The sequence below is a fragment of the Providencia sp. PROV272 genome, from assembly GCF_049901975.1.
Lineage (GTDB): Bacteria > Pseudomonadota > Gammaproteobacteria > Enterobacterales > Enterobacteriaceae > Providencia > Providencia stuartii.
Genome location: NZ_CP096291.1, coordinates 3,085,862 through 3,107,411, shown reverse-complemented (window position 1 = coordinate 3,107,411; position 21,550 = coordinate 3,085,862). Strand labels below are relative to the sequence as shown.

Annotated in this window: 22 protein-coding genes and 2 tRNA genes; 19 read left to right on the top strand and 5 right to left on the bottom strand. The window is 42.1% G+C overall.

What is annotated here, in order from left to right; translation table 11 throughout:
- Nucleotides 1-524: 524 nt before the first annotated feature.
- The 14 genes from cydA (at nucleotide 525) to phoC (ending at nucleotide 10,909) form a co-directional block, all read left to right on the top strand.
- Nucleotides 525-2,093, top strand: a complete 1,569-nt coding sequence (cydA, locus tag M1E93_RS14325) for a cytochrome ubiquinol oxidase subunit I (RefSeq protein ID WP_004917765.1) — start codon at nucleotides 525-527, stop codon at nucleotides 2,091-2,093.
- Between the two features lie 14 nt (nucleotides 2,094-2,107).
- Nucleotides 2,108-3,247 carry a cytochrome d ubiquinol oxidase subunit II gene (cydB, locus tag M1E93_RS14320; RefSeq protein ID WP_004917768.1) on the top strand — a complete coding sequence of 380 codons (1,140 nt, stop codon included), beginning with the start codon at nucleotides 2,108-2,110 and terminating at the stop codon, nucleotides 3,245-3,247.
- Between the two features lie 12 nt (nucleotides 3,248-3,259).
- Entirely contained in the window at nucleotides 3,260-3,373 is a 114-nt protein-coding gene (cydX, locus tag M1E93_RS14315) for a cytochrome bd-I oxidase subunit CydX (RefSeq protein ID WP_008912071.1), read from the top strand.
- A 6-nt stretch (nucleotides 3,374-3,379) separates the two neighbouring features.
- Entirely contained in the window at nucleotides 3,380-3,667 is a 288-nt protein-coding gene (gene ybgE / locus M1E93_RS14310; RefSeq protein ID WP_004917770.1) for a cyd operon protein YbgE, read from the top strand.
- A gap of 133 nt (nucleotides 3,668-3,800) precedes the next feature.
- Nucleotides 3,801-4,196 carry a tol-pal system-associated acyl-CoA thioesterase gene (gene ybgC / locus M1E93_RS14305; RefSeq protein ID WP_004917771.1) on the top strand — a complete coding sequence of 132 codons (396 nt, stop codon included), beginning with the start codon at nucleotides 3,801-3,803 and terminating at the stop codon, nucleotides 4,194-4,196.
- Entirely contained in the window at nucleotides 4,193-4,876 is a 684-nt protein-coding gene (gene tolQ, locus M1E93_RS14300) for a Tol-Pal system protein TolQ (protein WP_004917773.1), read from the top strand. Before ybgC ends, tolQ begins: the two co-directional genes overlap by 4 nt.
- 17 nt (nucleotides 4,877-4,893) lie before the next feature.
- On the top strand, nucleotides 4,894-5,316 hold the full coding sequence (gene tolR / locus M1E93_RS14295; RefSeq protein WP_004917775.1) for a colicin uptake protein TolR: 423 nt from the start codon (nucleotides 4,894-4,896) through the stop codon (nucleotides 5,314-5,316).
- A gap of 36 nt (nucleotides 5,317-5,352) precedes the next feature.
- Nucleotides 5,353-6,471 carry a cell envelope integrity protein TolA gene (gene tolA, locus M1E93_RS14290; RefSeq protein ID WP_004917777.1) on the top strand — a complete coding sequence of 373 codons (1,119 nt, stop codon included), beginning with the start codon at nucleotides 5,353-5,355 and terminating at the stop codon, nucleotides 6,469-6,471.
- 139 nt (nucleotides 6,472-6,610) lie between these two features.
- A complete protein-coding gene (gene tolB, locus M1E93_RS14285) occupies nucleotides 6,611-7,903 on the top strand; it encodes a Tol-Pal system beta propeller repeat protein TolB (protein WP_104873339.1) in 1,293 nt (430 codons plus the stop codon).
- A 42-nt stretch (nucleotides 7,904-7,945) separates the two neighbouring features.
- Entirely contained in the window at nucleotides 7,946-8,443 is a 498-nt protein-coding gene (pal, locus tag M1E93_RS14280; RefSeq protein WP_014657760.1) for a peptidoglycan-associated lipoprotein Pal, read from the top strand.
- Nucleotides 8,444-8,465: 22 nt separating this feature from the next.
- On the top strand, nucleotides 8,466-9,233 hold the full coding sequence (cpoB, locus tag M1E93_RS14275) for a cell division protein CpoB (RefSeq protein WP_004917784.1): 768 nt from the start codon (nucleotides 8,466-8,468) through the stop codon (nucleotides 9,231-9,233).
- 154 nt (nucleotides 9,234-9,387) lie between these two features.
- Nucleotides 9,388-9,463: transfer RNA gene (locus tag M1E93_RS14270), tRNA-Lys, on the top strand.
- Between the two features lie 158 nt (nucleotides 9,464-9,621).
- A tRNA-Lys gene (locus M1E93_RS14265) sits at nucleotides 9,622-9,697 on the top strand.
- Nucleotides 9,698-10,162: 465 nt separating this feature from the next.
- Nucleotides 10,163-10,909: an acid phosphatase PhoC gene (phoC, locus tag M1E93_RS14260; protein ID WP_004917790.1), complete on the top strand. Its 747-nt coding sequence runs from the start codon at nucleotides 10,163-10,165 to the stop codon at nucleotides 10,907-10,909.
- Nucleotides 10,910-10,989: 80 nt separating this feature from the next.
- Here the strand turns inward: phoC and M1E93_RS14255 are convergent, their stop codons facing one another.
- Nucleotides 10,990-11,865 carry an aminoglycoside 6-adenylyltransferase gene (locus M1E93_RS14255; protein WP_004917792.1) on the bottom strand — a complete coding sequence of 292 codons (876 nt, stop codon included), beginning with the start codon at nucleotides 11,863-11,865 and terminating at the stop codon, nucleotides 10,990-10,992.
- A gap of 248 nt (nucleotides 11,866-12,113) precedes the next feature.
- Here M1E93_RS14255 and nadA point away from each other — a divergent pair, with 248 nt between their 5' ends.
- The 4 genes from nadA (at nucleotide 12,114) to M1E93_RS14235 (ending at nucleotide 16,608) form a co-directional block, all read left to right on the top strand.
- Nucleotides 12,114-13,154, top strand: coding sequence for a quinolinate synthase NadA (nadA, locus tag M1E93_RS14250; protein ID WP_004917794.1), 1,041 nt, complete (start codon nucleotides 12,114-12,116; stop codon nucleotides 13,152-13,154).
- Nucleotides 13,155-13,231: 77 nt separating this feature from the next.
- On the top strand, nucleotides 13,232-13,948 hold the full coding sequence (gene pnuC, locus M1E93_RS14245) for a nicotinamide riboside transporter PnuC (RefSeq protein WP_004917797.1): 717 nt from the start codon (nucleotides 13,232-13,234) through the stop codon (nucleotides 13,946-13,948).
- Between the two features lie 367 nt (nucleotides 13,949-14,315).
- Nucleotides 14,316-15,371 carry a 3-deoxy-7-phosphoheptulonate synthase AroG gene (gene aroG / locus M1E93_RS14240; RefSeq protein WP_104873340.1) on the top strand — a complete coding sequence of 352 codons (1,056 nt, stop codon included), beginning with the start codon at nucleotides 14,316-14,318 and terminating at the stop codon, nucleotides 15,369-15,371.
- Nucleotides 15,372-15,921: 550 nt separating this feature from the next.
- On the top strand, nucleotides 15,922-16,608 hold the full coding sequence (locus tag M1E93_RS14235) for an outer membrane protein (protein WP_004917800.1): 687 nt from the start codon (nucleotides 15,922-15,924) through the stop codon (nucleotides 16,606-16,608).
- A gap of 83 nt (nucleotides 16,609-16,691) precedes the next feature.
- Here M1E93_RS14235 and gpmA read toward each other — a convergent pair whose 3' ends face one another.
- The 4 genes from gpmA to modE form a co-directional block, all read right to left on the bottom strand.
- The gene (gene gpmA / locus M1E93_RS14230; RefSeq protein WP_004917803.1) at nucleotides 16,692-17,444 is read right to left on the bottom strand and encodes a 2,3-diphosphoglycerate-dependent phosphoglycerate mutase; all 753 of its coding nucleotides are present in this window, start codon (nucleotides 17,442-17,444) and stop codon (nucleotides 16,692-16,694) included.
- 171 nt (nucleotides 17,445-17,615) lie between these two features.
- Complete coding sequence (locus tag M1E93_RS14225) at nucleotides 17,616-18,446, bottom strand: CPBP family intramembrane glutamic endopeptidase (protein ID WP_104873341.1); 831 nt, start codon at nucleotides 18,444-18,446, stop codon at nucleotides 17,616-17,618.
- A 212-nt stretch (nucleotides 18,447-18,658) separates the two neighbouring features.
- Nucleotides 18,659-20,143 (bottom strand): molybdate ABC transporter ATP-binding protein ModF, encoded by a 1,485-nt coding sequence (gene modF, locus M1E93_RS14220; protein ID WP_053110327.1) that lies wholly within the window; start codon nucleotides 20,141-20,143, stop codon nucleotides 18,659-18,661.
- Nucleotides 20,144-20,310: 167 nt separating this feature from the next.
- On the bottom strand, nucleotides 20,311-21,102 hold the full coding sequence (modE, locus tag M1E93_RS14215) for a molybdenum-dependent transcriptional regulator (protein WP_014657765.1): 792 nt from the start codon (nucleotides 21,100-21,102) through the stop codon (nucleotides 20,311-20,313).
- Between the two features lie 246 nt (nucleotides 21,103-21,348).
- On the opposite strand from modE, the gene M1E93_RS14210 reads away from it, so the two are divergent.
- Entirely contained in the window at nucleotides 21,349-21,498 is a 150-nt protein-coding gene (locus M1E93_RS14210) for an AcrZ family multidrug efflux pump-associated protein (RefSeq protein WP_014657766.1), read from the top strand.
- Nucleotides 21,499-21,550: the final 52 nt, after the last annotated feature.

The following is a 21,550-nucleotide window of genomic DNA, read 5'->3' as shown; positions in this document are numbered from 1 at the left end:
GTAATTAATAAAATTCATAATAAAAACCAAATAGGCTAATATTATAAATTAAATTATCTTTTTATGAAGTTTTAAATAAAAAGTTAATTTTTTAGGCTCTCTTTTAGAAAATTAAGAATATTTGTACTATTATCAATAACAGACAATTAACATTTAAATAACCATTAATTGATGATAAGGATAATCGCTTAACAACAATCAAAAAAGTTGACGCAAATCAATTCATTAGTACTAGCATTATTTTTATAATTTGCTTAAATTGGTGTGCGATCAAATACTCATTTTTCTATTATAGGGTATAATTATTGATATATATTCAGAATTCAAATCTGAATCACGCAAAAGAAGTTTATTGTATGTGAAGATAAGCGTACTATTATTATAGTGTCGTTAGAGTTTTTGATTTTGTTAATTATTTGTTGTTTTGAGGCATTTTTTGCTGGTAGTTAAGAGGCTTTCTTTAATTGTATTGGAAGCTGGGTTGCCGCAAGTCGGTGTCTTCCTGCTAGGAGCAAGGAGTCAAGATGTTTGATATTGTCGAACTGTCAAGATTACAGTTTGCCTTAACTGCGATGTATCACTTCCTGTTCGTACCACTAACGCTTGGTATGGCGTTTTTGCTTGCGATCATGGAAACGGTATATGTGCTGTCTGGTAAGCAAATTTATAAAGATATGACTAAATTCTGGGGCAAGTTATTTGGTATTAACTTTGCTCTAGGTGTTGCCACTGGTTTGACTATGGAGTTCCAATTCGGGACTAACTGGTCTTACTATGCCCACTATGTTGGAGATATCTTCGGTGCACCACTGGCAATCGAAGGTTTGATGGCATTCTTCCTTGAATCAACGTTTGTTGGTTTGTTCTTCTTTGGTTGGGATCGCTTAAGCAAAACTCAACACCTTGCGGTGACTTGGTTAGTTGCTTTAGGTTCTAACTTCTCTGCGCTGTGGATCCTCGTTGCGAACGGTTGGATGCAAAACCCTATCGCTGCAGACTTTAACTTCGAAACAATGCGTATGGAAATGGTCAGCTTCTCTGAGCTGGTCCTGAACCCTGTTGCACAAGTTAAATTCGTTCACACAGTTGCTGCTGGTTATTGTACTGGTGCGATGTTTGTTCTGGGTATCAGCTCTTACTATATGCTTAAGGGCCGTGACCTTGCGTTTGCTAAACGTTCATTTGCAATCGCTGCAAGCTTCGGTATTGCCGCTGTACTATCTGTTATCGTTCTTGGTGATGAATCAGGCTACGAAATGGGTGACGTGCAGAAGACCAAGTTAGCCGCGGTAGAAGCTGAGTGGGAAACGCATGCTCCACCTGCAGCGTTTAACCTGATCGCTTGGCCTGACACCGAAAAAATGGAAAACAAATTTGCAATTGAAATTCCATGGGTGATGGGTCTTATCACAACGCGTTCACTGGATACACCAGTTCTAGGTCTGAAAGATCTGATGAAGCAACACGAAGTTCGTATTCGTAACGGTATGATTGCATACGGTGAGTTACAACAACTTCTTGCGGGTAATAAAGACCCTGAGTTGCGTAAATCTTTCGAAGCGAACAAGAAAGATTTAGGTTATGGTCTTCTGCTGAAACAATACGCACCAAATATTGTTGATGCAACAGAAGCACAGATCCAAAAAGCGGTTAAAGATAGTATCCCGAATGTAGGTCCATTGTTCTGGGCATTCCGTATCATGGTTGGCGTAGGCTTCCTGCTGCTGATTATCATCGGTCTATCCTTCCTGTCAGTGGTACGCAACCGTATTGGTCAAAACAAATGGTTACTACGTACCGCATTGTTCGGTATTCCATTACCGTGGATTGCGATTGAATCAGGCTGGTTCGTTGCAGAATATGGTCGTCAGCCGTGGGCTATCGGTGAGGTTCTCCCTGTTTCCGTTGCACACTCAAACTTGACAACCCATGATCTGATTTTCTCTCTAGCTCTGATCTGTGGTCTGTATACACTGTTCTTAATTGCTGAATTGTTCCTGATGTTCAAATTCGCTCGTAAAGGGCCAAGCAGCCTGAAAACTGGCCGCTACCACTTTGAACAGAAAAACAACTCTGCACAAGACGTTCAGTAAACAGGAGTCCACTTATGTTTGATTATGAAGTTCTTCGATTTGTGTGGTGGATTCTAATCGGCGTTCTGCTGATTGGCTTCGCTGTCACGGATGGCTTTGACATGGGCGTCGGCTTCTTATTACCAATTCTAGGTAAAACAGATACTGATCGCCGTATCATGATTAACTCAGTTGCGCCGCACTGGGATGGTAACCAAGTTTGGTTGATCACCGCAGGTGGTGCGATGTTTGCAGCATGGCCACAAGTGTATGCTGCGGCATTCTCAGGTTTCTATGTCGCGATGATTTTAGTGCTTGCAGCACTGTTCTTCCGCCCAGTCGGTTTTGACTACCGTTCTAAGTTGGAGAATCCAAAATGGCGCAACATGTGGGACTGGGGTCTATTTATCGGTGGTTTCGTTCCACCATTAGTTATCGGTGTTGCGTTTGGTAACCTGCTTTTAGGTGTTCCATTCCAAATCGATAGCCAACAATATCTGACTTATACAGGTAACTTGTTCGGCCTACTGAACCCATATGGTCTGTTAGCTGGTGTTGTTAGCTTAATGATGATTGTGACTCAAGGTGCAACATACTTACAAATGCGTACGACTGGTGAACTACACCTACGTGTTCGTAAAGCAACTTATGTAACAGCATTATTAACTCTGCTGGCTTTCGCAGGTGCAGGTGCTTGGTTGGTTATGGGTATCGATGGCTACGTTGTGACTTCAACTATCGATACATTAAGCGTATCTAACCCACTGAACAAAACTGTCGAAGTTGCTTCAGGTGCGTGGTTGACTAATTTCAACAACTATCCTGTGCTGTGGGCATTACCTGCTCTAGGTGTGGTATTGCCACTGTTGACTATGCTGTTTAGTAAAGCAGACAAAAATGCGTTAGCGTTTGTGAGTTCATCTCTCACTATCGCTTGTATCATTTTAACTTGTGGTGTTGCAATGTTCCCATTCATCATGCCATCAAACATCATGCCAAATGCAAGTTTGACCATGTGGGATGCAACATCTAGCCTGTTTACTCTGCAAGTTATGACGGTTGTTGCGATTATTTTTGTTCCAATTGTATTGGCTTACACTGCGTGGTGTTACTACAAAATGTTTGGCCGTTTGGACAAAAACTTCATCGAAGGCAACAAGCATTCACTGTATTAAGGAGCATAACATATGTGGTATTTTGCCTGGATTCTTGGCACGCTGTTAGCTTGTAGTTTTGCAGTGATTGCAGCTCTAGCTTTAGAGCATGCGGAAGATAAAGCTGCTGCTAAAGATGGCGAGTAATAAATAATGCTGGTGGATAAAAGCTATCAGCTATTGGATAAGGGTCCGGTACGGATCCTTATCCTTATATTAGCGTTAGGGATTGCTGGGAGTGTCATGTGGGATCCAACCCAATTTGCGGCTAAAACCAGCTCATTTCTTATCTGGCAAGGGTTATTACTTATTTGGGCAACCTGTAGTGGCATGATTTTTGGTGTCGGATTTCGACCTAATAAATTGATTTGGCGACTACTTTTCCATCCTTTACCTGCCATCATTATCCTTATCTGGGGCTTGGTTAAAGTCTTCAGCTAATCTAATTGTCAATTATGGGTCTGCGGATCCATAATTTTTTTTTGATAACTTTACCCCTAGGTCATTCCAAAGCGCCACCGTCTTGAGTATAGTGGCACCGTTAATTAATTTAACCTAGGATGGAGTGATTGTTATGTTATTTCGTTGGCCTGTTCGCGTCTATTATGAAGATACGGATGCGGGCGGTGTGGTTTATCATGCACGTTATCTCGCTTTTTTTGAACGGGCTAGGACCGAGATGCTACGGGATAAAGGTATCAATCAACAAAGTTTACTGGCTGAGAATATCGGGTTTGTTGTCAGGAGTATGACAACGGACTTTGTCAGAGCGGCTCGGCTGGACGATTTATTGGAAATTGAGACACAAATCATTGAGATGAAGCGTGCCTCTTTAACCTTTCAACAAAGGTTAATTGATTCACAAGGTAACCTGCTTTGCGGGGCTACGGCCCTGATTGCTTGTGTGGACACATCAAAAATGAAGCCGACAGCGCTTCCTAAGTCTATTGTCGCGGAGTTTAAACAGTGACTGACATGAATATCGTGGATTTATTCCTAAAAGCGAGCCTATTGGTTCAGATCATTATGTTCGTTTTGATTGGTTTCTCTATTGCTTCTTGGGCCATCATTATTCAGAGAACAAAAATTTTAAATGCGGCAGCTCGAGAAGCGGAAGCGTTTGAAGATAAGTTTTGGTCTGGTATTGAGTTATCTCGCTTATACAAAGAAAGTCAGGCTCGCCGTGACTCGCTAAGTGGAGCAGAACAAATTTTCCATGCAGGTTTCAAAGAGTTTGTTCGTTTACACCAAGCGAATATTCATGCACCGGATGCTGTTGTCACCGGGGCATCTCGTGCTATGCGCATTTCGATGAACCGTGAGCTTGAATCCGTAGAAGCGCACATCCCATTTTTAGGGACGGTTGGTTCTATTAGCCCTTATATTGGTCTTTTTGGTACGGTATGGGGAATTATGCATGCCTTTATTGCATTAGGTGCGGTTAAACAAGCAACACTACAAATGGTAGCGCCGGGTATCGCTGAAGCGTTGATTGCAACAGCAATTGGTTTGTTTGCAGCAATCCCAGCGGTAATGGCATATAACCGATTAAATCAGCGAGTCAATAAGCTAGAACAGAGCTACGATAACTTTATGGAAGAGTTTCTGGCTATCTTACATCGCCAAGCATTCTCTGCTGATAAGAAATAATACGGGGAGATAAGCGAATGGCGCGCAATAGTCGCAGACGTGAGCTAAAATCCGAAATCAACATTGTCCCATTGCTGGATGTTTTGTTGGTACTGTTGCTAATTTTTATGGCGACAGCACCGATTATTTCACAAAGCGTGGAGGTTGATCTGCCGGATGCCGCTGAAAGCCAGACCGTATCATCAAGCGATAATCCACCGATTATTTTAGAGGTTGCGGGAGTTGGTCAATACAATATGTTAATTGATGGTGAGCGCTTAGAGCTACTACCACCAGAACAGATTGCGGCTGAAGCGAAAGCTCAGCTAGATAAAAATCCAAAGGCGATTTTCCTTATCGGTGGTGCAAAAGAAGTGCCCTATGATGAAGTGATTAAGGCATTGAATATTTTGCATCAAGCTGGGATCAAATCGGTCGGTTTAATGACTCAACCCATGTAATTGAGTGAGTAATGATTCTTTTTTTGGAAACCAATTGTGGGAAAGACAAAAGAGAAAAAAGATAATTTAAGGCTTTCTCTTCTAACGTCGCTTGCGTTGCACGTTTTATTGATAGGCCTAATTATAATTGGTTCCTTAGTTTCCGTTGTCAAACTTGGCGGCGGAGGGGAGGAGGGGACTGTCATCGATGCGGTGATGGTCGATCCCGGCGCGGTTGTTCAGCAATATAACCAAATGCAACAACAAGAAAATAGCGCTAAACAAGCAGCTAAAGAGCGTAAAGAGAAAGAGCGTAAACAAGAAGCTGAGCTAAGGGAAAAGCAAGAGCAGGAACAAAAACGTCTGCAACAGCTTGAGCAAGAGCGTATTCAAAGTGAACGAGAAGCGCAGGAGCGGCAAAAACAAGTTGAGCAGCAACAAAAACAAGCAGCTGAAGCGGCAAGAAAAGCGAAGGAAGAGCAAAAAATAGCGGAAGAAGCGGCGGCAAAAGCCAAAGCAGAAAAAGAACGCTTGATTAAAGAACAAGCTGCCGCGAAGGAAAAAGCAGAGGCTGAAGCGAAAAAAGAAGCCGAAGCGATAAAAGCGAAAGCAGCGGCTGATGCTAAGGCGAAAGCGGAGAAAGAAGCGAAAGCTAAAGCGGAAAAAGAGGCGAAAGAGAAAGCGGAGAAAGAAGCGAAAGCTAAAGCAGCTAAAGAAGCTAAGGCCAAAGCCGATAAGGAAGCAAAAGCCAAAGCAGCTAAAGAGAAAGCAGAGGCTGCAAAAAATTCCGCTGAGATTGATAATCTACTCGGTGATTTGACCTCTACAGGGCCAAGTCGTGAAGGTGGAGCGGCTTCCGCAGGCCAAGGTGGCGGTAAACGTTCTGGGGCATCCAATGCAGACGTTGAAAATTATGCAAGTAAAATAAAAGCCGCGATTCAGAGTAAGTTTTATGATTCAGATACTTACCGTGGACGTACGTGTGAACTTAAGTTACAAATTGCACCTGATGGCTTATTAGTAAGTATTACCCCTAAAAATAATGCTTCTAATGACCCAGCACTGTGTAGTGCAGCAATCAGAGCTGCAAACCTTGCAACGTTACCACGCCCACCGGCGGATGTGTATGAAGCATTTAAAAAACAAGGAAGTACAGTTGTATTTAGCCCAAAATAAGATAAGTCGGAGCTGTCTGTATTGAATTTATGTCTGCTATAGCATAAATAGTTCTTACAATATCTAGTTTTGTTAGTATACCTTTGTTAAAATTCAGCGAATTATTGTGGCAGTGAATACCACAGTAAGGGAGATAAGGATGAAGCAGGCTTTTAAAGTAGTTCTCGGGTTCCTCATGTTATGGGCAACAGTTGCTCAGGCTGAAATCCGTATTGAGATCACGGAAGGTGTTAATAGTGCTCAGCCAATAGGGGTTGTTCCTTTTAAATGGTCTGGCTCAGGTACACCTCCACAAGAAATCGGGCAAATTGTTGGTGCTGATTTACGCAATAGTGGCAAATTTAACCCTATTGAGCCTAGTCGTATGCCTCAACAACCTGCGACCGCTTCTGAAGTAGTTCCTGAGGCTTGGACAGCATTGGGGATTAATGCCGTTGTTGTCGGTCAAATCCAACCCGCGGCTGATGGCAGCTATGTGGTTAGCTACCAATTAGTTGATGTTGCTGGTAGCCCAGGCACGGTCTTATCTCAAAACCAGTATAAGGTCACTAAAGAGTGGTTACGTTATGCCGCCCATACCGCAAGCGATGAAGTTTTTGAAAAGCTGACTGGTATTCGTGGTGCATTCCGTACACGTATCGCCTATGTTGTGACTAATAAAGGGGGTCAATACCCTTATGAATTACGTGTTTCTGATTACGATGGCTATAACCAATTTACGGTTCATCGTTCTCCGGAACCTTTGATGTCGCCAGCTTGGTCACCTGATGGTGAGCGTTTGGCGTATGTGACGTTTGAAAGTGGCAGTTCAGCACTGGTGATTCAGACGCTATCGACTGGCGCCGTTCGTCAGGTTGCATCATTCCCTCGTCATAATGGTGCTCCAGCGTTTTCTCCAGATGGGACTAAACTGGCTTTTGCTTTGTCAAAAACAGGTAGCTTAAATCTTTATATTATGGATTTAGCGAGCGGCCAAATTCGTCAAGTGACTGATGGTCGTAGTAATAATACAGAGCCAAGCTGGATGCCAGATAGTCAAACATTGGTCTATACATCTGACCAAGCGGGTCGTCCGCAAATTTACAAGATTAATATTAATGGCGGTAGCCCTGAACGTGTGACCTGGGAAGGTACACAAAATCAGGACGCTGATGTTAGCCCGGATGGATCTTTCATTGTAATGGTCAGCTCCGGCGGTGGTCAGCAGCATATCGCCAAACAGGATCTGGCGACGGGTAACGTTGAATATTTAACGAAAACGTTTCTAGATGAAACGCCGAGTATCGCACCTAACGGCACTATGGTTATTTATAGCTCCTCTCAAGGCTTGGGGACTATATTGCAGCTAGTTTCGACCGACGGGCGTTTCAAAGCGCGTCTTCCGGCAACCGATGGACAGGTTAAATTTCCTGCTTGGTCGCCGTATCTGTGATGCATAATAATAATGTGTGGCAAACTATTAAGGATCAAAACGATGCAACTGAATAAAGTGCTTAAAGGGCTGATGATCGCATTACCAATCATGGCTGTCGCAGCTTGTAGCTCTAACAAAAACAATGACCAAAATGGCGCGGATTCTTCAATGAACCAAACTAACAGCGGTCTGTCTGCGGAAGAGCTGGCACGTCAGCAAATGCAAGAACTGCAAAATAACAATATCGTTTACTTCGGTTTCGATAAATACAACGTATCTCCAGAATACGCTGATATGTTAGATGCTCATGCAGCTTTCCTACGTAACAACCCATCTGTTAAAGTTGTTGTTGAAGGTCATGCGGATGAGCGTGGTACTCCTGAGTACAACATCGCACTGGGTGAACGTCGTGCTAATGCAGTTAAAATGTACCTGCAAAGCAAAGGTGTAGCGGGTGATCAAGTTTCTCTGGTTTCTTACGGTAAAGAAAAACCAGCTGTGTTAGGTCACACAGAAGCTGATTACGCTAAAAACCGTCGTGCAGTTATTGCATACTAATCGATAAGCGAAATTATCTCTTATGAACAGTAACTTCAGACATTTATTTGTAGGTCTGTCGTTATTGGTTGGCGTAGCGGCCCCTTGGGCCGCTATTGCCCAAGCGCCAATCATTAATGTCGGATCCGGTTCATCCGGTGATCGTCTTACTCAGCTTGAGACGGCAGTTAACTCTCAAGGCCAGATCTTATATCAAATCCAGCAACAGATTGCTGACAACCAACGCGATATCGATACATTGCGTGGTCAGATTCAGGAAAATCAATATAAACTGAATCAAATTGTTGAGCGCCAAAAAGATTTGTATATGCAATTAGGTCAGGTGAGTGGCGGTACTACAGAATCATCAAATTCATCGGCAGCAGCGGACTCCTCCACTTCAGCACCTGCACCAGAAGCTTCTGGTGGTGGCGAAAAGGAAGATTATAATGCTGCAGTTGCGCTTGCGATGAAAAGCAAATCTAAAGCGCAAATCGATGAGGCCATCGGTGCATTACAAAGCTTTATTAAAAGCTATCCCAAATCCAGCTATCAATCTAATGCTAACTATTGGTTAGGGCAACTTAACTATAATAAAGGTAGCAAAGATGATGCGGCATTCTACTTTGCAACTGTTGTGAAAGAATATCCTAAATCCCAAAAAAGCAGTGAGGCCCTGTATAAAGTCGGCCTGATCATGCAAGACAAAGGGCAGAAGGATAAAGCAAAAGCGGTTTATCAACAGGTGCTGAAACAGTATCCGAATAGCGCTGGTGCTAAACTTGCAGAGAAAAAGCTTAGCTCACTTTAATGATTAACCCCGAAGAAGTAATTACCGAATATTTCGGGGTTAACCGTATGATAAGTGTGCATTCAATCGTTTTTTTCAAAAAAATCATTGCACCATCGTCAGAAATGAGTAATATAAGCCGCCGTTGACGCAAGAATAAGTTGTTAAGTTTAATGGGTCGTTAGCTCAGTCGGTAGAGCAGTTGACTTTTAATCAATTGGTCGCAGGTTCGAATCCTGCACGACCCACCATTAACAGCCTCTATTTCGTTAATGTGCTTTAAGATGTGTGAGTTAATTTAGTCGGTAGAACAAGAGCTCATTGAACGCTTGTTCGTATTAGGCCTCAAACACAATGAGTCACCCTGCACGACCGCCATCTTAAAATAAAAAAATCAGTTATATCAGATGGGTCGTTAGCTCAGTCGGTAGAGCAGTTGACTTTTAATCAATTGGTCGCAGGTTCGAATCCTGCACGACCCACCATCTATAGAAATGCCATTATCTTCAAATCCTTCCATTTTCTAGCGTAGTTAAATTGTGTTATTCAATCTAAAAGCCCATCAAGCAAAATAGCGCTATATTGGCCACAATGGCTCGTATGTGTCGATGATTTCCAGAAATGCGCCTGTATCCTCTCCTAATCGATTAATTATACCGGTATTAGGGTAAGGGGCGGCATTGGGAATGGACCCGTGTAGACGCCGATTTTCAAACCTCTTCGTATGAGTAAGTCGATATTTAGTCGCGATCTTGTGGCTATCATCACCTAACTCTTGAGCAAAAACCATTCAGCCTGAGTTATTGTGTGGGTATTGACTTCTTTTTTTGAGAACTTACGCAAGGTATTACTGACCTACTTGGACTAGTCTAAATAAAACATCAATAACTGATCACCTTGTAAAATATAAATTATTTTATCTATGGCAAAGACTAGGAAAGGACTAGCGGATGAAAAAACTATTAGCAGTATTCTGCGCAGGGGCTTTTGTTTCAACCAGTGTATTTGCGGCGATCCCTCCCGGCAATGATGTGACAACTAAACCCGATCTTTATTATTTAAAAAACTCACAGGCTATTGATAGTTTAGCGTTATTGCCGCCACCACCTGAAGTGGGCAGCATCTTATTTTTAAACGACCAAGCGATGTATGAAAAAGGCCGTTTATTGCGAAACACTGAGCGTGGAGAACAAGCCGCTAAGGATGCTGATCTGGCTGCGGGCGGTGTTGCGAACGCATTTTCTGAAGCTTTTGGTTATCCCATTACCGAAAAGGATGCGCCTGAAATTCATAAATTGCTGACGAATATGATTGAAGATGCGGGGGATTTAGCAACTCGCTCAGCCAAAGAGAAATACATGCGCATTCGTCCATTTGCGTTCTACGGTGTTGCTACCTGTAACACGAAAGATCAGGACAAATTATCTAAGAATGGCTCTTATCCTTCCGGACACACCGCAATTGGCTGGGCATCTGCACTCGTATTGTCAGAAATTAACCCAGAAAACCAAGATAAAATTTTAAAACGTGGTTATGAACTTGGCCAAAGCCGAGTCATCTGTGGTTACCATTGGCAAAGTGATGTTGATGCAGCTCGTATCGTTGCATCGGGTGCGGTAGCAACTTTACACTCCAACCCTGAATTCCAAAAACAGTTACAAAAAGCCAAAGACGAATTTGCTAAACTGAAAAAATAGCTTTACTTAAAAACGATACCGCCCCATCAGTAACAACGAGAGGGGCGGTTTTTTATTGTGTTTTATATGGTAAAATCGCGTCAGATCCCTTCAGGCAATAAACTGTTATCTTGCAACATGCCAACTACCAGTGTTTGCATGCGCTGGCCAAGAGTGTGGTCGATGGTATAATTGAGCTGCTGGGCGACTTCCACCGTGATTTCATCAAAGCATTTCATCAACAGATGTAAGCTGTATGCAGCTTGTTGCGCATTACGGTAATCAAACAAGGTTTCCATTGCTTGGATAATGTGCTCTGGCATCCATTGTTGATATGCTCTGCCGTGATACCAAACATCTTGCTGCCCTTTACTTTTGTTTGAGACATAGCACTCTAACATCGTCAGTAGGGCATTTTTCATATCAACGTCTCTTGACCAAGCGCTCCAGAGTTCATTACGCGAAAGGGCAATCGCAACTTGATGTGATTCATACCAAAATTCGTTCACAATAAACGTGAATTTGTTTTGACTGAGTTGCTTAGGCGGAAGTTGTACCTGATCACTGTCGGGAAGGTTATCCGTGATACCGCTTTTATCGAGTAAAATGGTGTAGCCACGGGCATAAGTATTATCAAGCCCATATTGCTTCATCTTTTGCAATCGACTTGGTTCAGCAAAGGTAAAATCAACTTTTCTTCCTTGCTCGTAAATCGCTAAACAAGTCGGGCATTCAGGCTCATTTTCACCACCATTTGTAAGATGTAGAGCCACTAGAGGCTGACCAAATTGATGTATCCATTGTTGGTCATGAAAAAGTGCTGTTACACCTGAACCGACTAATTCAATATCAATGTCTGAATAATGATCAATTTGTTGTTCTCTACCTCTTGAGCCTGTCAAAATGACGGCATCAATTCTAGGATCGAGCAAAGAAACGGAAATAATTTTATTGATTAAAGATGCAGGTGATTCCATAGCTAACCCATCGAATTTATTGATGTGGCTAAGATACCTGTAAAATGATTAAAATGCTAAAAAACTCGATAATTATCATGATTATTTAGTGAATAGTGAGAAATCACGCCATCATCACCAAAAATCGAGAAGACTTCCTCAATGAATTGGGGTATCTTGTTTAGTATATAAAACAAAAATGTGGTTTTCGACCCATTTTATAGGCGATTTTAGATGTAAAATTGCATTATGCTAAACAGAGGCACAAGATGAGCGAGTTTATTGATTTTAACCAGTCGGTTTATCCGTTCCCTGCTAGACCTGCATTGCTAAGCTCAGAAGAGAAAGCATTTTATCGTGAGCGCATCAAAGCGTTATTGCTGGAAAAAAATGCGGTGATAGTTGCACATTATTATACCGATCCTGAAATCCAAGCATTGGCTGAGGAAACAGGTGGATGTGTTGCTGACTCTCTGGAAATGGCTCGTTTTGGCGCCCGTCATAGTGCATCAACCCTGCTAGTCGCGGGGGTACGTTTTATGGGGGAAACCGCAAAAATCTTAAGCCCTGAAAAAACCGTTTTAATGCCAACATTAGATGCCGAATGTTCACTTGATTTAGGCTGCCCAGAGGCGGATTTTGCGCGTTTTTGCGATCAGCACCCTGATCGTACAGTGGTGGTTTATGCGAATACCTCTGCGGCGGTGAAAGCACGAGCAGATTGGGTGGTGACATCCAGTATTGCGGTAGAATTAATCGAGCATCTTGATAGCCTAGGCGAGAAAATTATTTGGGCGCCTGACCGCCATCTTGGCCGTTATGTTCAACAACAAACAGGGGCTGATATTTTGTGTTGGCAGGGCGCTTGTATTGTTCATGATGAATTTAAAACCCAGTCTCTGAGCAAAATGAAAGCGCTGTATCCAGAAGCGGCGGTGCTGGTTCACCCTGAGTCTCCTCAAGCTGTTGTCGAGCTTGCTGATGCTGTCGGCTCGACAAGCCAATTAATCAAAGCGGCGCAAACGTTGCCTCATCCATCAATGATAGTCGCGACCGATAAAGGCATTTTTTATAAAATGCAGCAAGCGTGCCCTGATAAGTCTTTGTATATCGCGCCGACCGCGGGGGAAGGTGCGACATGCCGTACTTGTGCCCATTGCCCTTGGATGGCGATGAATGGTTTAAAAGCAATAGCACAAGCCTTAGAGAGTCACGGGGAGCAACATCAAATTTATGTGAGCGAAGCGCTACGTCAAAAAGCGATGTTACCTTTAAATAGAATGCTAGATTTTGCAGAGAGTCTAAAATAAAAGAGCACTATTGTTTATATCGAGGCCACGCGGAATCATAATGTGGCATGACATAGGGTTGAGAGAAGGATTTTGGGATGGATTTCTTTAGCACAAGTAATGTATTAGTGAATATTCCTCTATGGGATAGTGTGTATGAATTGTCATACATCGAAGCAGTAGGAACAGTGGCTGGTTTGTTATGTATTTTGCTAGCTAGTCTTGAAAAAACCATTAATTACTTGTTTGGTTTAATCAATGTGACGCTGTTTGGGGTGATTTTTTTTCAAATCCAACTGTATGCTAATTTACTTTTACAGGTATTTTTCTTTATCGCCAATATTTATGGTTGGTATGCGTGGAGCCGAGTGGATAACCAGCAACAAACGGAACTGAAAATTCGCTGGTTAAGCCTGCCTAAGGCGACGATAACAGTGATCATCTCTTTATTTGTGATCATTTACCTAACATACAATATTGATTGGGTCTTTGGGGTATTGGCGGAATGGGCAATTAACATTTTGAATCTGTTTGGCGCTAACCTAACAATGCCTGTGTTAGAACCCGATGCATTTCCATTCTGGGATTCGACCATGACAGTATTATCTGTGGTTGCAATGATCCTGATGACGCGTAAGTACGTTGAAAATTGGCTTTTATGGGTGATCATCAACGTAATTAGTATTATCGTATTCTATAAGCAAGGGGTATATGCGATGTCATTAGAGTACCTCATTTTGCTAGGTATCGCGCTGAATGGTTCAAGGCTTTGGGTGAAATCGGCAAAACAAAACGGCTCTGTGCCCCTCTCATAAACCACGGTGACGAAAATTAACAATAAAACGGCTAAAGTAACATTATCGATGTTTTGCCGTTTTTATTGTTTTTTACTCTAAAATTCCCCCTAAATATGGGGCTATTGTGCTGTTTAATCGCCTTTAGCCTCATTTTATAATCTGAAAGCTTAAAACTAACTATTTCATACTAAGCTTGCCTGTTTACAGAAGGCGGCTGAACGGTTAGATTAAAATTTCGATACCTGTCGTCTTTCAAGTTGCAGCATTGTGAGTGGTAAGAGAATCTCTCTTCGCTTAAAAGTAAGTGTTTACCATCGGCCTGCTATTGGAATCCATAGGGTATGTAAATCATCTATATAAAAAAATAAACATTGGATTAACGGGTATGAATTATCAGAACGATGACGTCAGAATTAAACAAATAAAAGAATTATTGCCACCAATTGCGTTGTTGGAGAAGTTTCCAGCGACGGACAAAGCGGCGTTTACCGTTCATGAAGCACGTCTCGCCATCCATAATATACTGTCAGGCGAAGATGATCGCCTTGTGGTTGTGATTGGTCCTTGCTCTATTCATGATACTAAAGCTGCTCTGGAATATGCCGAGCGCCTTAATAAGTTACGAGAAGAACTCAAAGATTCGCTAGAAATTGTGATGCGTGTGTATTTTGAAAAACCGCGTACCACAGTAGGTTGGAAAGGGCTAATTAATGACCCTAATATGGACAATAGCTTTAATATCAATGAAGGGCTACGTATTGCCCGTGAACTATTGGTGAAAATTAATGACCAAGGCCTGCCGACCGCAGGTGAATTTCTCGATATGATCAGCCCTCAATATGTCGCTGACCTAATGAGCTGGGGGGCGATTGGTGCACGCACAACAGAATCGCAAGTACATCGTGAATTGGCTTCTGGTCTCTCTTGCCCAGTTGGCTTTAAAAATGGAACAGATGGCACGATTAAGATCGCTATTGATGCGATTAATTCAGCACGTTCACCGCATTGTTTCTTATCGGTCACCAAATGGGGGCATTCTGCAATCGTCAATACTAGCGGGAACCCAGATTGCCACATTATTTTACGTGGTGGTAAAGAGCCAAACTACAGTGTGGAACACGTTAAGGCGGTGCGCGAAGGGCTAGTGAATGCAGGTCTAACCCCCAGCATTATGATTGACTTTAGCCACGCAAACAGTAACAAGAAATTTGAAAGACAAATGATAGTTGCTGATGACGTCAGTGAGCAATTACGCCAAGGTGATCGCTCTATTACAGGTGTCATGATCGAAAGCCACCTTGTTGAAGGCAATCAAAGCCTAGAGTCAGGTGAGCCTCTGGTTTATGGGAAAAGTGTCACTGATGCATGTATCGGATGGGATGATACAGAAAAAGTATTGCGCCAATTGTCTGATGCGGTGATTGCTCGTCGCCAGAAGTAATCGATAGTATTTCATATAGGAAGCCAGAGTCTTGTTGCTCTGGCTTTTTTACGTTATTAGATAGGAGAATCGTACTCTTTAGATTGGTAAACCGACAGGCAGCATACCACTCTCCTATTACTTATTATGAGATTAGAATCTCTAAAGCTATTGACCGATATGGTGTGGATAGCGATAGAGCAATCTAAACTTACTTTTTGGTTGTGTTGAGCTATTTTCGGATGAGTTCATGATGAACATAATCGCACTACCAAAAATAAAACGCCAAAATACCTTAAATCACGATCCGCTAAAAATACCTGTAAAAGGGGTTTTTGTGGCCTTTCTGCTCATGAATAAATAATGCAAGGAAAAATCAATATTTAAGATTTTTCTTGTCGAGCTATTCACTGTATTTACTCGTTATTATAGTTTGTTTATTTTTATTATCTTAGTTTTATATTTTTTGTTTTCAGTAAAAATGAACAAATCATTCAAAAAACTTCTCTTTCTTTAATGGTCTCTAAAGTAAATAATCCCTTTTCGATATTATAACTAAAGGGAAATATTAATGAGGAAGTTACAACTTGCATCGTTAACATTTGCATTAATCAGCACGATGGGAAGTGCTTTTGCGTCAACTAACCAAGAGGGATATTACGGTTCCGCACGACTTTCTAAAGTGTGGCAAAAAGCGGATAGTATGGATACGAGTCTCCGCCCAGGGATTGGCCAGTTTGTTTCTGGTGATGATAAAGATGATTTCTACAATGCTTCTCTTGCAGCGGGTTATCAGTATGGTAATGGCTGGCGTACCGAAGGGGAGTATAGTTTTAATAAAAAAGCGGAGTACACCAGTGGCTCAACCGCTTTTTCAACCAGCTTTAATCATCACAAAACGGAATCGCAGCGTTTAATGCTGAATGTTTATCGTGATTATGATATCTACCAAGGGATTTCAGTGTATGGCACCGTGGGATTGGGTGTTGCAAAAGTGAAATCATCGGGATGGCAAGGTAATGCCGCACGTCAATATGGTAGCAATACTGACACTAACTTAGCGTACTCGATTGGCGCTGGTGTAAGTTACGAGCCTATTGATAAATTAAATTTTGACTTGGGATATCGTTATATTGATTTAGGGAAAATCGAAAGCGGTATGAATCGTTTTGCCAATGCGCGTGGCATACAGGATGAGCAGATGAAAGCGCACCTTAAGTCACAAGAGCTTGTGTTAGGCGTTAGATATCTATTTTAATTTTTAACGTATTATTATTCATTGGAATATGTCATACAAAAAGGGTTGGCGATTAGCCAACCCTTTACTTTATTTAACTTTAATTATTTTGCTTTGCCTTGGTTGGCAACCGCTGCTTGTTTTGCAGCGATTTCATCTTGGTTGCCAAGATAGTAATGTTTGATTGGTTTCATGTTTTCATCAAACTCATAAACCAGTGGCACTGCTGTTGGGATATTGAGGTTAAGAATTTCTTCTTCGCCCATGTTATCCAAGTATTTTACCAGCGCACGCAGTGAGTTACCGTGAGCTGCAATAATCACTTTTTCACCCGCCGCAACACGTGGTTTGATCTCTTGTTCCCAGTAAGGCACAACACGCTCAATGGTTGTTGCTAAGCTTTCTGTTACTGGCAGTTCCTCGCTAGACAGTTTTGCATAGCGTGGATCGTGGCCTGGGAAACGTTCGTCATCTTTTGTTAGCTCAGGTGGCGTGATGGCAAAACCACGGCGCCAGAGTTTAACTTGCTCATCACCATATTTAGCCGCAGTTTCTGATTTATCTAGACCTTGCAGTGCACCATAGTGACGCTCATTTAGTTTCCAGCTCTTTTCAACAGGCAGCCATTGCTGATCAACCTGATCAAGGATGTTCCATAAGGTATGGATAGCACGTTTCAGAACTGAGGTATAGGCGAAATCAAAGACAAAGCCTTCATCTTTCAGCAGTTGGCCTGCATTTTTTGCTTCTTCACGGCCTTTGTCTGACAGCTCAACATCAGTCCAGCCAGTGAAACGGTTCTCTTTGTTCCACTCGCTCTCACCGTGTCTTACCAAAACCAGTTTAGTTACAGCCATAGCTTAAACTCCTATCAGTACATTCAAATTAAAATGAATCATTGCTGACTTACATTATAGGGATAGTCAATCCGAACGCTAGTCACAACTGATGTTTTACCCAAACCAAATCAAAAAAGTGATAGTCAGTCGGTTATTTGGATAAAAATCGTACCTTAATCAGCTTGTTTTTTATCCAGCAACCATTTTGACTGGGTAAGTAAAAAATAACAGATGCAATAGATTTAACCCGAAGTGAAACGATACAGCAAGCCATAATTTGCCACTCCACATCCATGCTAGTCCATAAATAATCCCTGCAAGGGTCGCAAAAAGGATCAGCAACGGGCCTCCCGCGAAATGCACAGCCCCAAACACTAAGGCACACACGATTAATGCAAGATAAGGGGAGCCAAACCATTGAGTGAGGCGCTGCTGGAGATAGCCACGAAATAATGCTTCTTCGGCTAATGAGACAAATAATAAATTGCAAATAATGAATGCAGGTAACCAAGTCGGCAAATGCCACTCAAAACCTAGTCCTCCCGCAATGGCAGCAACAACCAATAACATAGGAACGGCAATGATCAGTAACCACCATTGCCAAGGTTTTGCTGTTTTGGGGGCTTGAGCTGAAAATAGGCTGGGGAGACAAAATAACAAAACAAAAGGAACCAAGGCCTTATCAAAGTTAAAGTACATGGTAAATGGTCTGCTTTGCTCGCCAACAATCACGCTATCGAGGTATTTGAGGTTATGAAATCCTGGGAAAAAATGAATCAATAGGCCTACAGAGCAGATAACAAGCGTGACCTCGCTAATAACTTTGACCCAGACATGATATTGAAAGCGCCAACCTATCACGCCAATGACAATAATGGCGACAAATAAGAGAATTGCTTGCCAACTTAGTACACCCGTAAATAGTGCTATTGTTGTCGCAAGTAAGAGTAAAAATGTGGCAATAAATCGATGCGTTGCAAGTGTTGTGAGTGAAGCCGCCAAAATAAACCAACTGGCCATACGTTGTTCCTAAAATCTATTCGAATTATTTAAAGCGGCACAGTGTAATTGTTTTCAGTTATTTTCCGAGGAAAAAGCACAGCTATTGGTCTGGAATGATAAAAAATTAATATAAATAAACAGGTTATATAGCTGAGTATTAAGTGTGCGAACTAATCATTAGATTAATTTAGGTCGATAATCAAACATTATCGACCCCAATGATGGCGCGGTTAGACCGTTTGTTGCTCGACAGTTTCTATGTCATAACGATATTTGCCGTTATCAGGAACAAACTTCAATCGATGGGTAATGCAAGTTGGCGCATCTTCTTGATGGTGAGTAACAAAAAGAAGCTGAGTCGTGCCTTGGCTGAGCATTACATCAATAAAACGTAGGACTAATAAACGGTTTAAACCATCTAGCCCTTGAAGTGGCTCATCTAAAATCAAAACAGCCGGATGTTTGACTAAGGCGCGTGCGATAAGCACAAGTCGTTGCTGACCCCATGATAAGCTATGGAAAGGTTGTTGTGCTGTTTGTGAGGGAAAACCGAGTAGGGCTAGCCACTCATAAGCCAGTTGAATTTGGCGATCAGAAGGTGTCTGATATAAACCAATTGAGTCGTGGAACCCAGAGATGATCACATTAATCACGCTAGTCGCGACGCGGTACTCTTGATGAATGCTGTTACTAACATAACCAATATGGCGTTTGATATCCCAAATCGTCTCACCTGTGCCTCTGCGACGACCAAATAGCGTTAAATCATTACTATAGCCTTGAGGATGATCTCCGGTAATTAGGCTTAATAGCGTGGATTTCCCTGCACCGTTTTCGCCGATAATTTGCCAATGCTCACTGGGATTAACCTGCCAGTTCAAACCATGCAAAATCGGTTTGTCGTTATAGCTGACCACGCCGTTTTTCAAAATAACCCGTGGAATATCGCTAGGAAGTGGGGCTTCAGCCGTTGGATCTTCCATTTCAGGGATAGTGAGATGTTTTAAGCTTTCGCTATGTTGAAGCTGGGTGATTAACGTGTTAGCAAGTACTGACTCACGGCTGCCTGATAAAGTCAGTTTGCAGTCGGCTAATACGCCCATATTGTCAATAAAGTCGGGTAACTCATCAAATCGGTTCAGGATCAATACAATTGTTAACCCTTTTTCAGATAAGCTGCTAAGTAACTCGCTCAGATTATTTCGTGAATAGACATCAAGGCCATCAAAAGGCTCATCAAGCACTAATAAATCAGGTTCCCCCATAAGGGTTTGGCAGAGTAAAACTTTGCGTGTTTCCCCTGTTGACAGATATTTAAAGCGTCGAGAAAGCAGATCGTGAATGCCAAATTTTGTGGCCAGTTCAAGACAGTATTCATTGTCTCGGTGGTGGAGTTGGATAATTTCAGCGGCGGTATATCCGGTATCGTCTTCATCTTCACTAAGCAGATCCGTGTTATTACGCTGCCACTCTTCATTAATCATGTTTTGCAGTTGTTCGAAAGAGAGGCGTACGGGAGATACAAAGCTATTTTCCACAATACCTGAGAGTGGTTTTAGTTCCCCTGATAACGCTTTTGCAAGTGATGACTTACCACTACCATTGGCCCCAATAAACGCCCAACTTTCATGCTGATTAATGGCTAATTCAGGAATATCCAGTGTTTGTGTGTCACTGAGCTTAAAGCTGCTGTGACGAAGGGTGATTGCTTTCATGCCACTTCCTTATTTTTGTCATTATTTTTGTCGTTATTTACCTGTCACCTCAACAAATAATCATGATTACAGATAAAGTCAATCATTCACTGGAGAAAGGCGCACAAAAAACAAGCTTGCACTTATCTATTGGTGAGGAAATGGCGTATTTAGATAAGTGCACGTGGTTAGCATAGTGTGGCAATAATCACTTGATCGGCATTAAATAGCGCTGTGACATTATCGTTGAGCTGCAATTGTTGGCTATCGACTTCTTGGTTACTGAGGGTAGAGCATAGGCTCTCACCACCTAATAGGGTCACGATCACTTCGCTGTTTTCTTGACCACGTTCAAGTGCGGTTATCTTCCCAGCGAGTTGATTGTCAAATTCACTATTTTTTATTGGTTGCTTCGTCAATTTTATCCAAGGTGCTTTAATCAGAGCGAGTACTTCCTTACCTTCAGTAAGGCGTAGACGGTTGGCACTCTGTTCTGTAAGAGCGGCATTAATGATGGTTTTATTGTCGGCCAATAACACTTGGACATGTTGTTGAACTTGGTGATGGTCACGAGCAATCAGAGTACCAAAAAACTGATTACGCGCGCTGGTTTGCAATGAAAAACGGGAAATCGCGGCTAGAAGACTATCAAGAGGTAATGTGTCTTCTTTGAGAACATCAAAGGCTTTTTGCTGAATTTGTGCCAGTAAGTCGTATAGCTGTAGCAGTCTTTCCCCATAGTGGGTCAATGTTGTGCCACCACCACCTTTACCGCCAGTGGCTCTATCCACTAAAATATCGTCAGCAAGCTGGTTCATTTCATTGATAGCATCCCAGGCACTTTTATAGCTGATCCCAGCCAATTTAGCACCTTGGCTAATAGAGCCTGTTGCTTTGATTTGCTTGAGCAATGAAATTCGGCGAGGGTCTGCAAATAAACTCCCTTGTAGCTTTAGTGTCAGTAAGATTTCTGCTTGCATAAATATAACCCTTCCTATCAGATTGAATATACTCAAGTTGTACTTTGTATTAGTGAGAGTATATAAATAAACTGTCATCGCGACGCTTAATAAAAAAGCACGTTTAGTGTGTCGTTAGAAATAGAATTTGTCTACAATAGTGACAGCTATCCCGCTATTATATACGTTATTATTTAAATTCAGCTTTATTTTCCCTCGTCAGCGCATCAGTTGGCTGGTGGGCACAGTATCACTGAAGAGGCTTTAATGTTAGAAATTTTAAAAAGCATGGGCTTTGCCCTGTTGATGGTTCCCGTTGTGATGTTTTTGATTATGGGGCTAATTTACGGCCTCGGGGCTTTCTTTAATCTGCTATCTAAAGCTCACGTTCCGCACCATCATACAGAGAAGGAATAACTCTCCTCCCTATTTAAGTTCGCCTGTTTTTTAGTGGTATACTGAGAAACAG

Excerpts from the sequence above, each read along its gene's own strand:
- M1E93_RS14210 (WP_014657766.1), top strand. The coding sequence starts at position 21,349 with ATGTTAGAAATTTTAAAAAGCATGGGCTTTGCCCTGTTGATGGTTCCC.
- tolB (WP_104873339.1), top strand. The coding sequence starts at position 6,611 with ATGAAGCAGGCTTTTAAAGTAGTTCTCGGGTTCCTCATGTTATGGGCA.
- cydA (WP_004917765.1), top strand. The coding sequence starts at position 525 with ATGTTTGATATTGTCGAACTGTCAAGATTACAGTTTGCCTTAACTGCG.
- modF (WP_053110327.1), bottom strand. The coding sequence starts at position 20,143 with ATGAAAGCAATCACCCTTCGTCACAGCAGCTTTAAGCTCAGTGACACA.
- modE (WP_014657765.1), bottom strand. The coding sequence starts at position 21,102 with ATGCAAGCAGAAATCTTACTGACACTAAAGCTACAAGGGAGTTTATTT.
- tolR (WP_004917775.1), top strand. The coding sequence starts at position 4,894 with ATGGCGCGCAATAGTCGCAGACGTGAGCTAAAATCCGAAATCAACATT.
- aroG (WP_104873340.1), top strand. The coding sequence starts at position 14,316 with ATGAATTATCAGAACGATGACGTCAGAATTAAACAAATAAAAGAATTA.
- M1E93_RS14255 (WP_004917792.1), bottom strand. The coding sequence starts at position 11,865 with ATGGAATCACCTGCATCTTTAATCAATAAAATTATTTCCGTTTCTTTG.
- M1E93_RS14235 (WP_004917800.1), top strand. The coding sequence starts at position 15,922 with ATGAGGAAGTTACAACTTGCATCGTTAACATTTGCATTAATCAGCACG.
- M1E93_RS14225 (WP_104873341.1), bottom strand. The coding sequence starts at position 18,446 with ATGGCCAGTTGGTTTATTTTGGCGGCTTCACTCACAACACTTGCAACG.
- phoC (WP_004917790.1), top strand. The coding sequence starts at position 10,163 with ATGAAAAAACTATTAGCAGTATTCTGCGCAGGGGCTTTTGTTTCAACC.
- cpoB (WP_004917784.1), top strand. The coding sequence starts at position 8,466 with ATGAACAGTAACTTCAGACATTTATTTGTAGGTCTGTCGTTATTGGTT.
- gpmA (WP_004917803.1), bottom strand. The coding sequence starts at position 17,444 with ATGGCTGTAACTAAACTGGTTTTGGTAAGACACGGTGAGAGCGAGTGG.
- pal (WP_014657760.1), top strand. The coding sequence starts at position 7,946 with ATGCAACTGAATAAAGTGCTTAAAGGGCTGATGATCGCATTACCAATC.
- cydB (WP_004917768.1), top strand. The coding sequence starts at position 2,108 with ATGTTTGATTATGAAGTTCTTCGATTTGTGTGGTGGATTCTAATCGGC.
- ybgE (WP_004917770.1), top strand. The coding sequence starts at position 3,380 with ATGCTGGTGGATAAAAGCTATCAGCTATTGGATAAGGGTCCGGTACGG.
- ybgC (WP_004917771.1), top strand. The coding sequence starts at position 3,801 with ATGTTATTTCGTTGGCCTGTTCGCGTCTATTATGAAGATACGGATGCG.
- cydX (WP_008912071.1), top strand. The coding sequence starts at position 3,260 with ATGTGGTATTTTGCCTGGATTCTTGGCACGCTGTTAGCTTGTAGTTTT.
- nadA (WP_004917794.1), top strand. The coding sequence starts at position 12,114 with ATGAGCGAGTTTATTGATTTTAACCAGTCGGTTTATCCGTTCCCTGCT.
- pnuC (WP_004917797.1), top strand. The coding sequence starts at position 13,232 with ATGGATTTCTTTAGCACAAGTAATGTATTAGTGAATATTCCTCTATGG.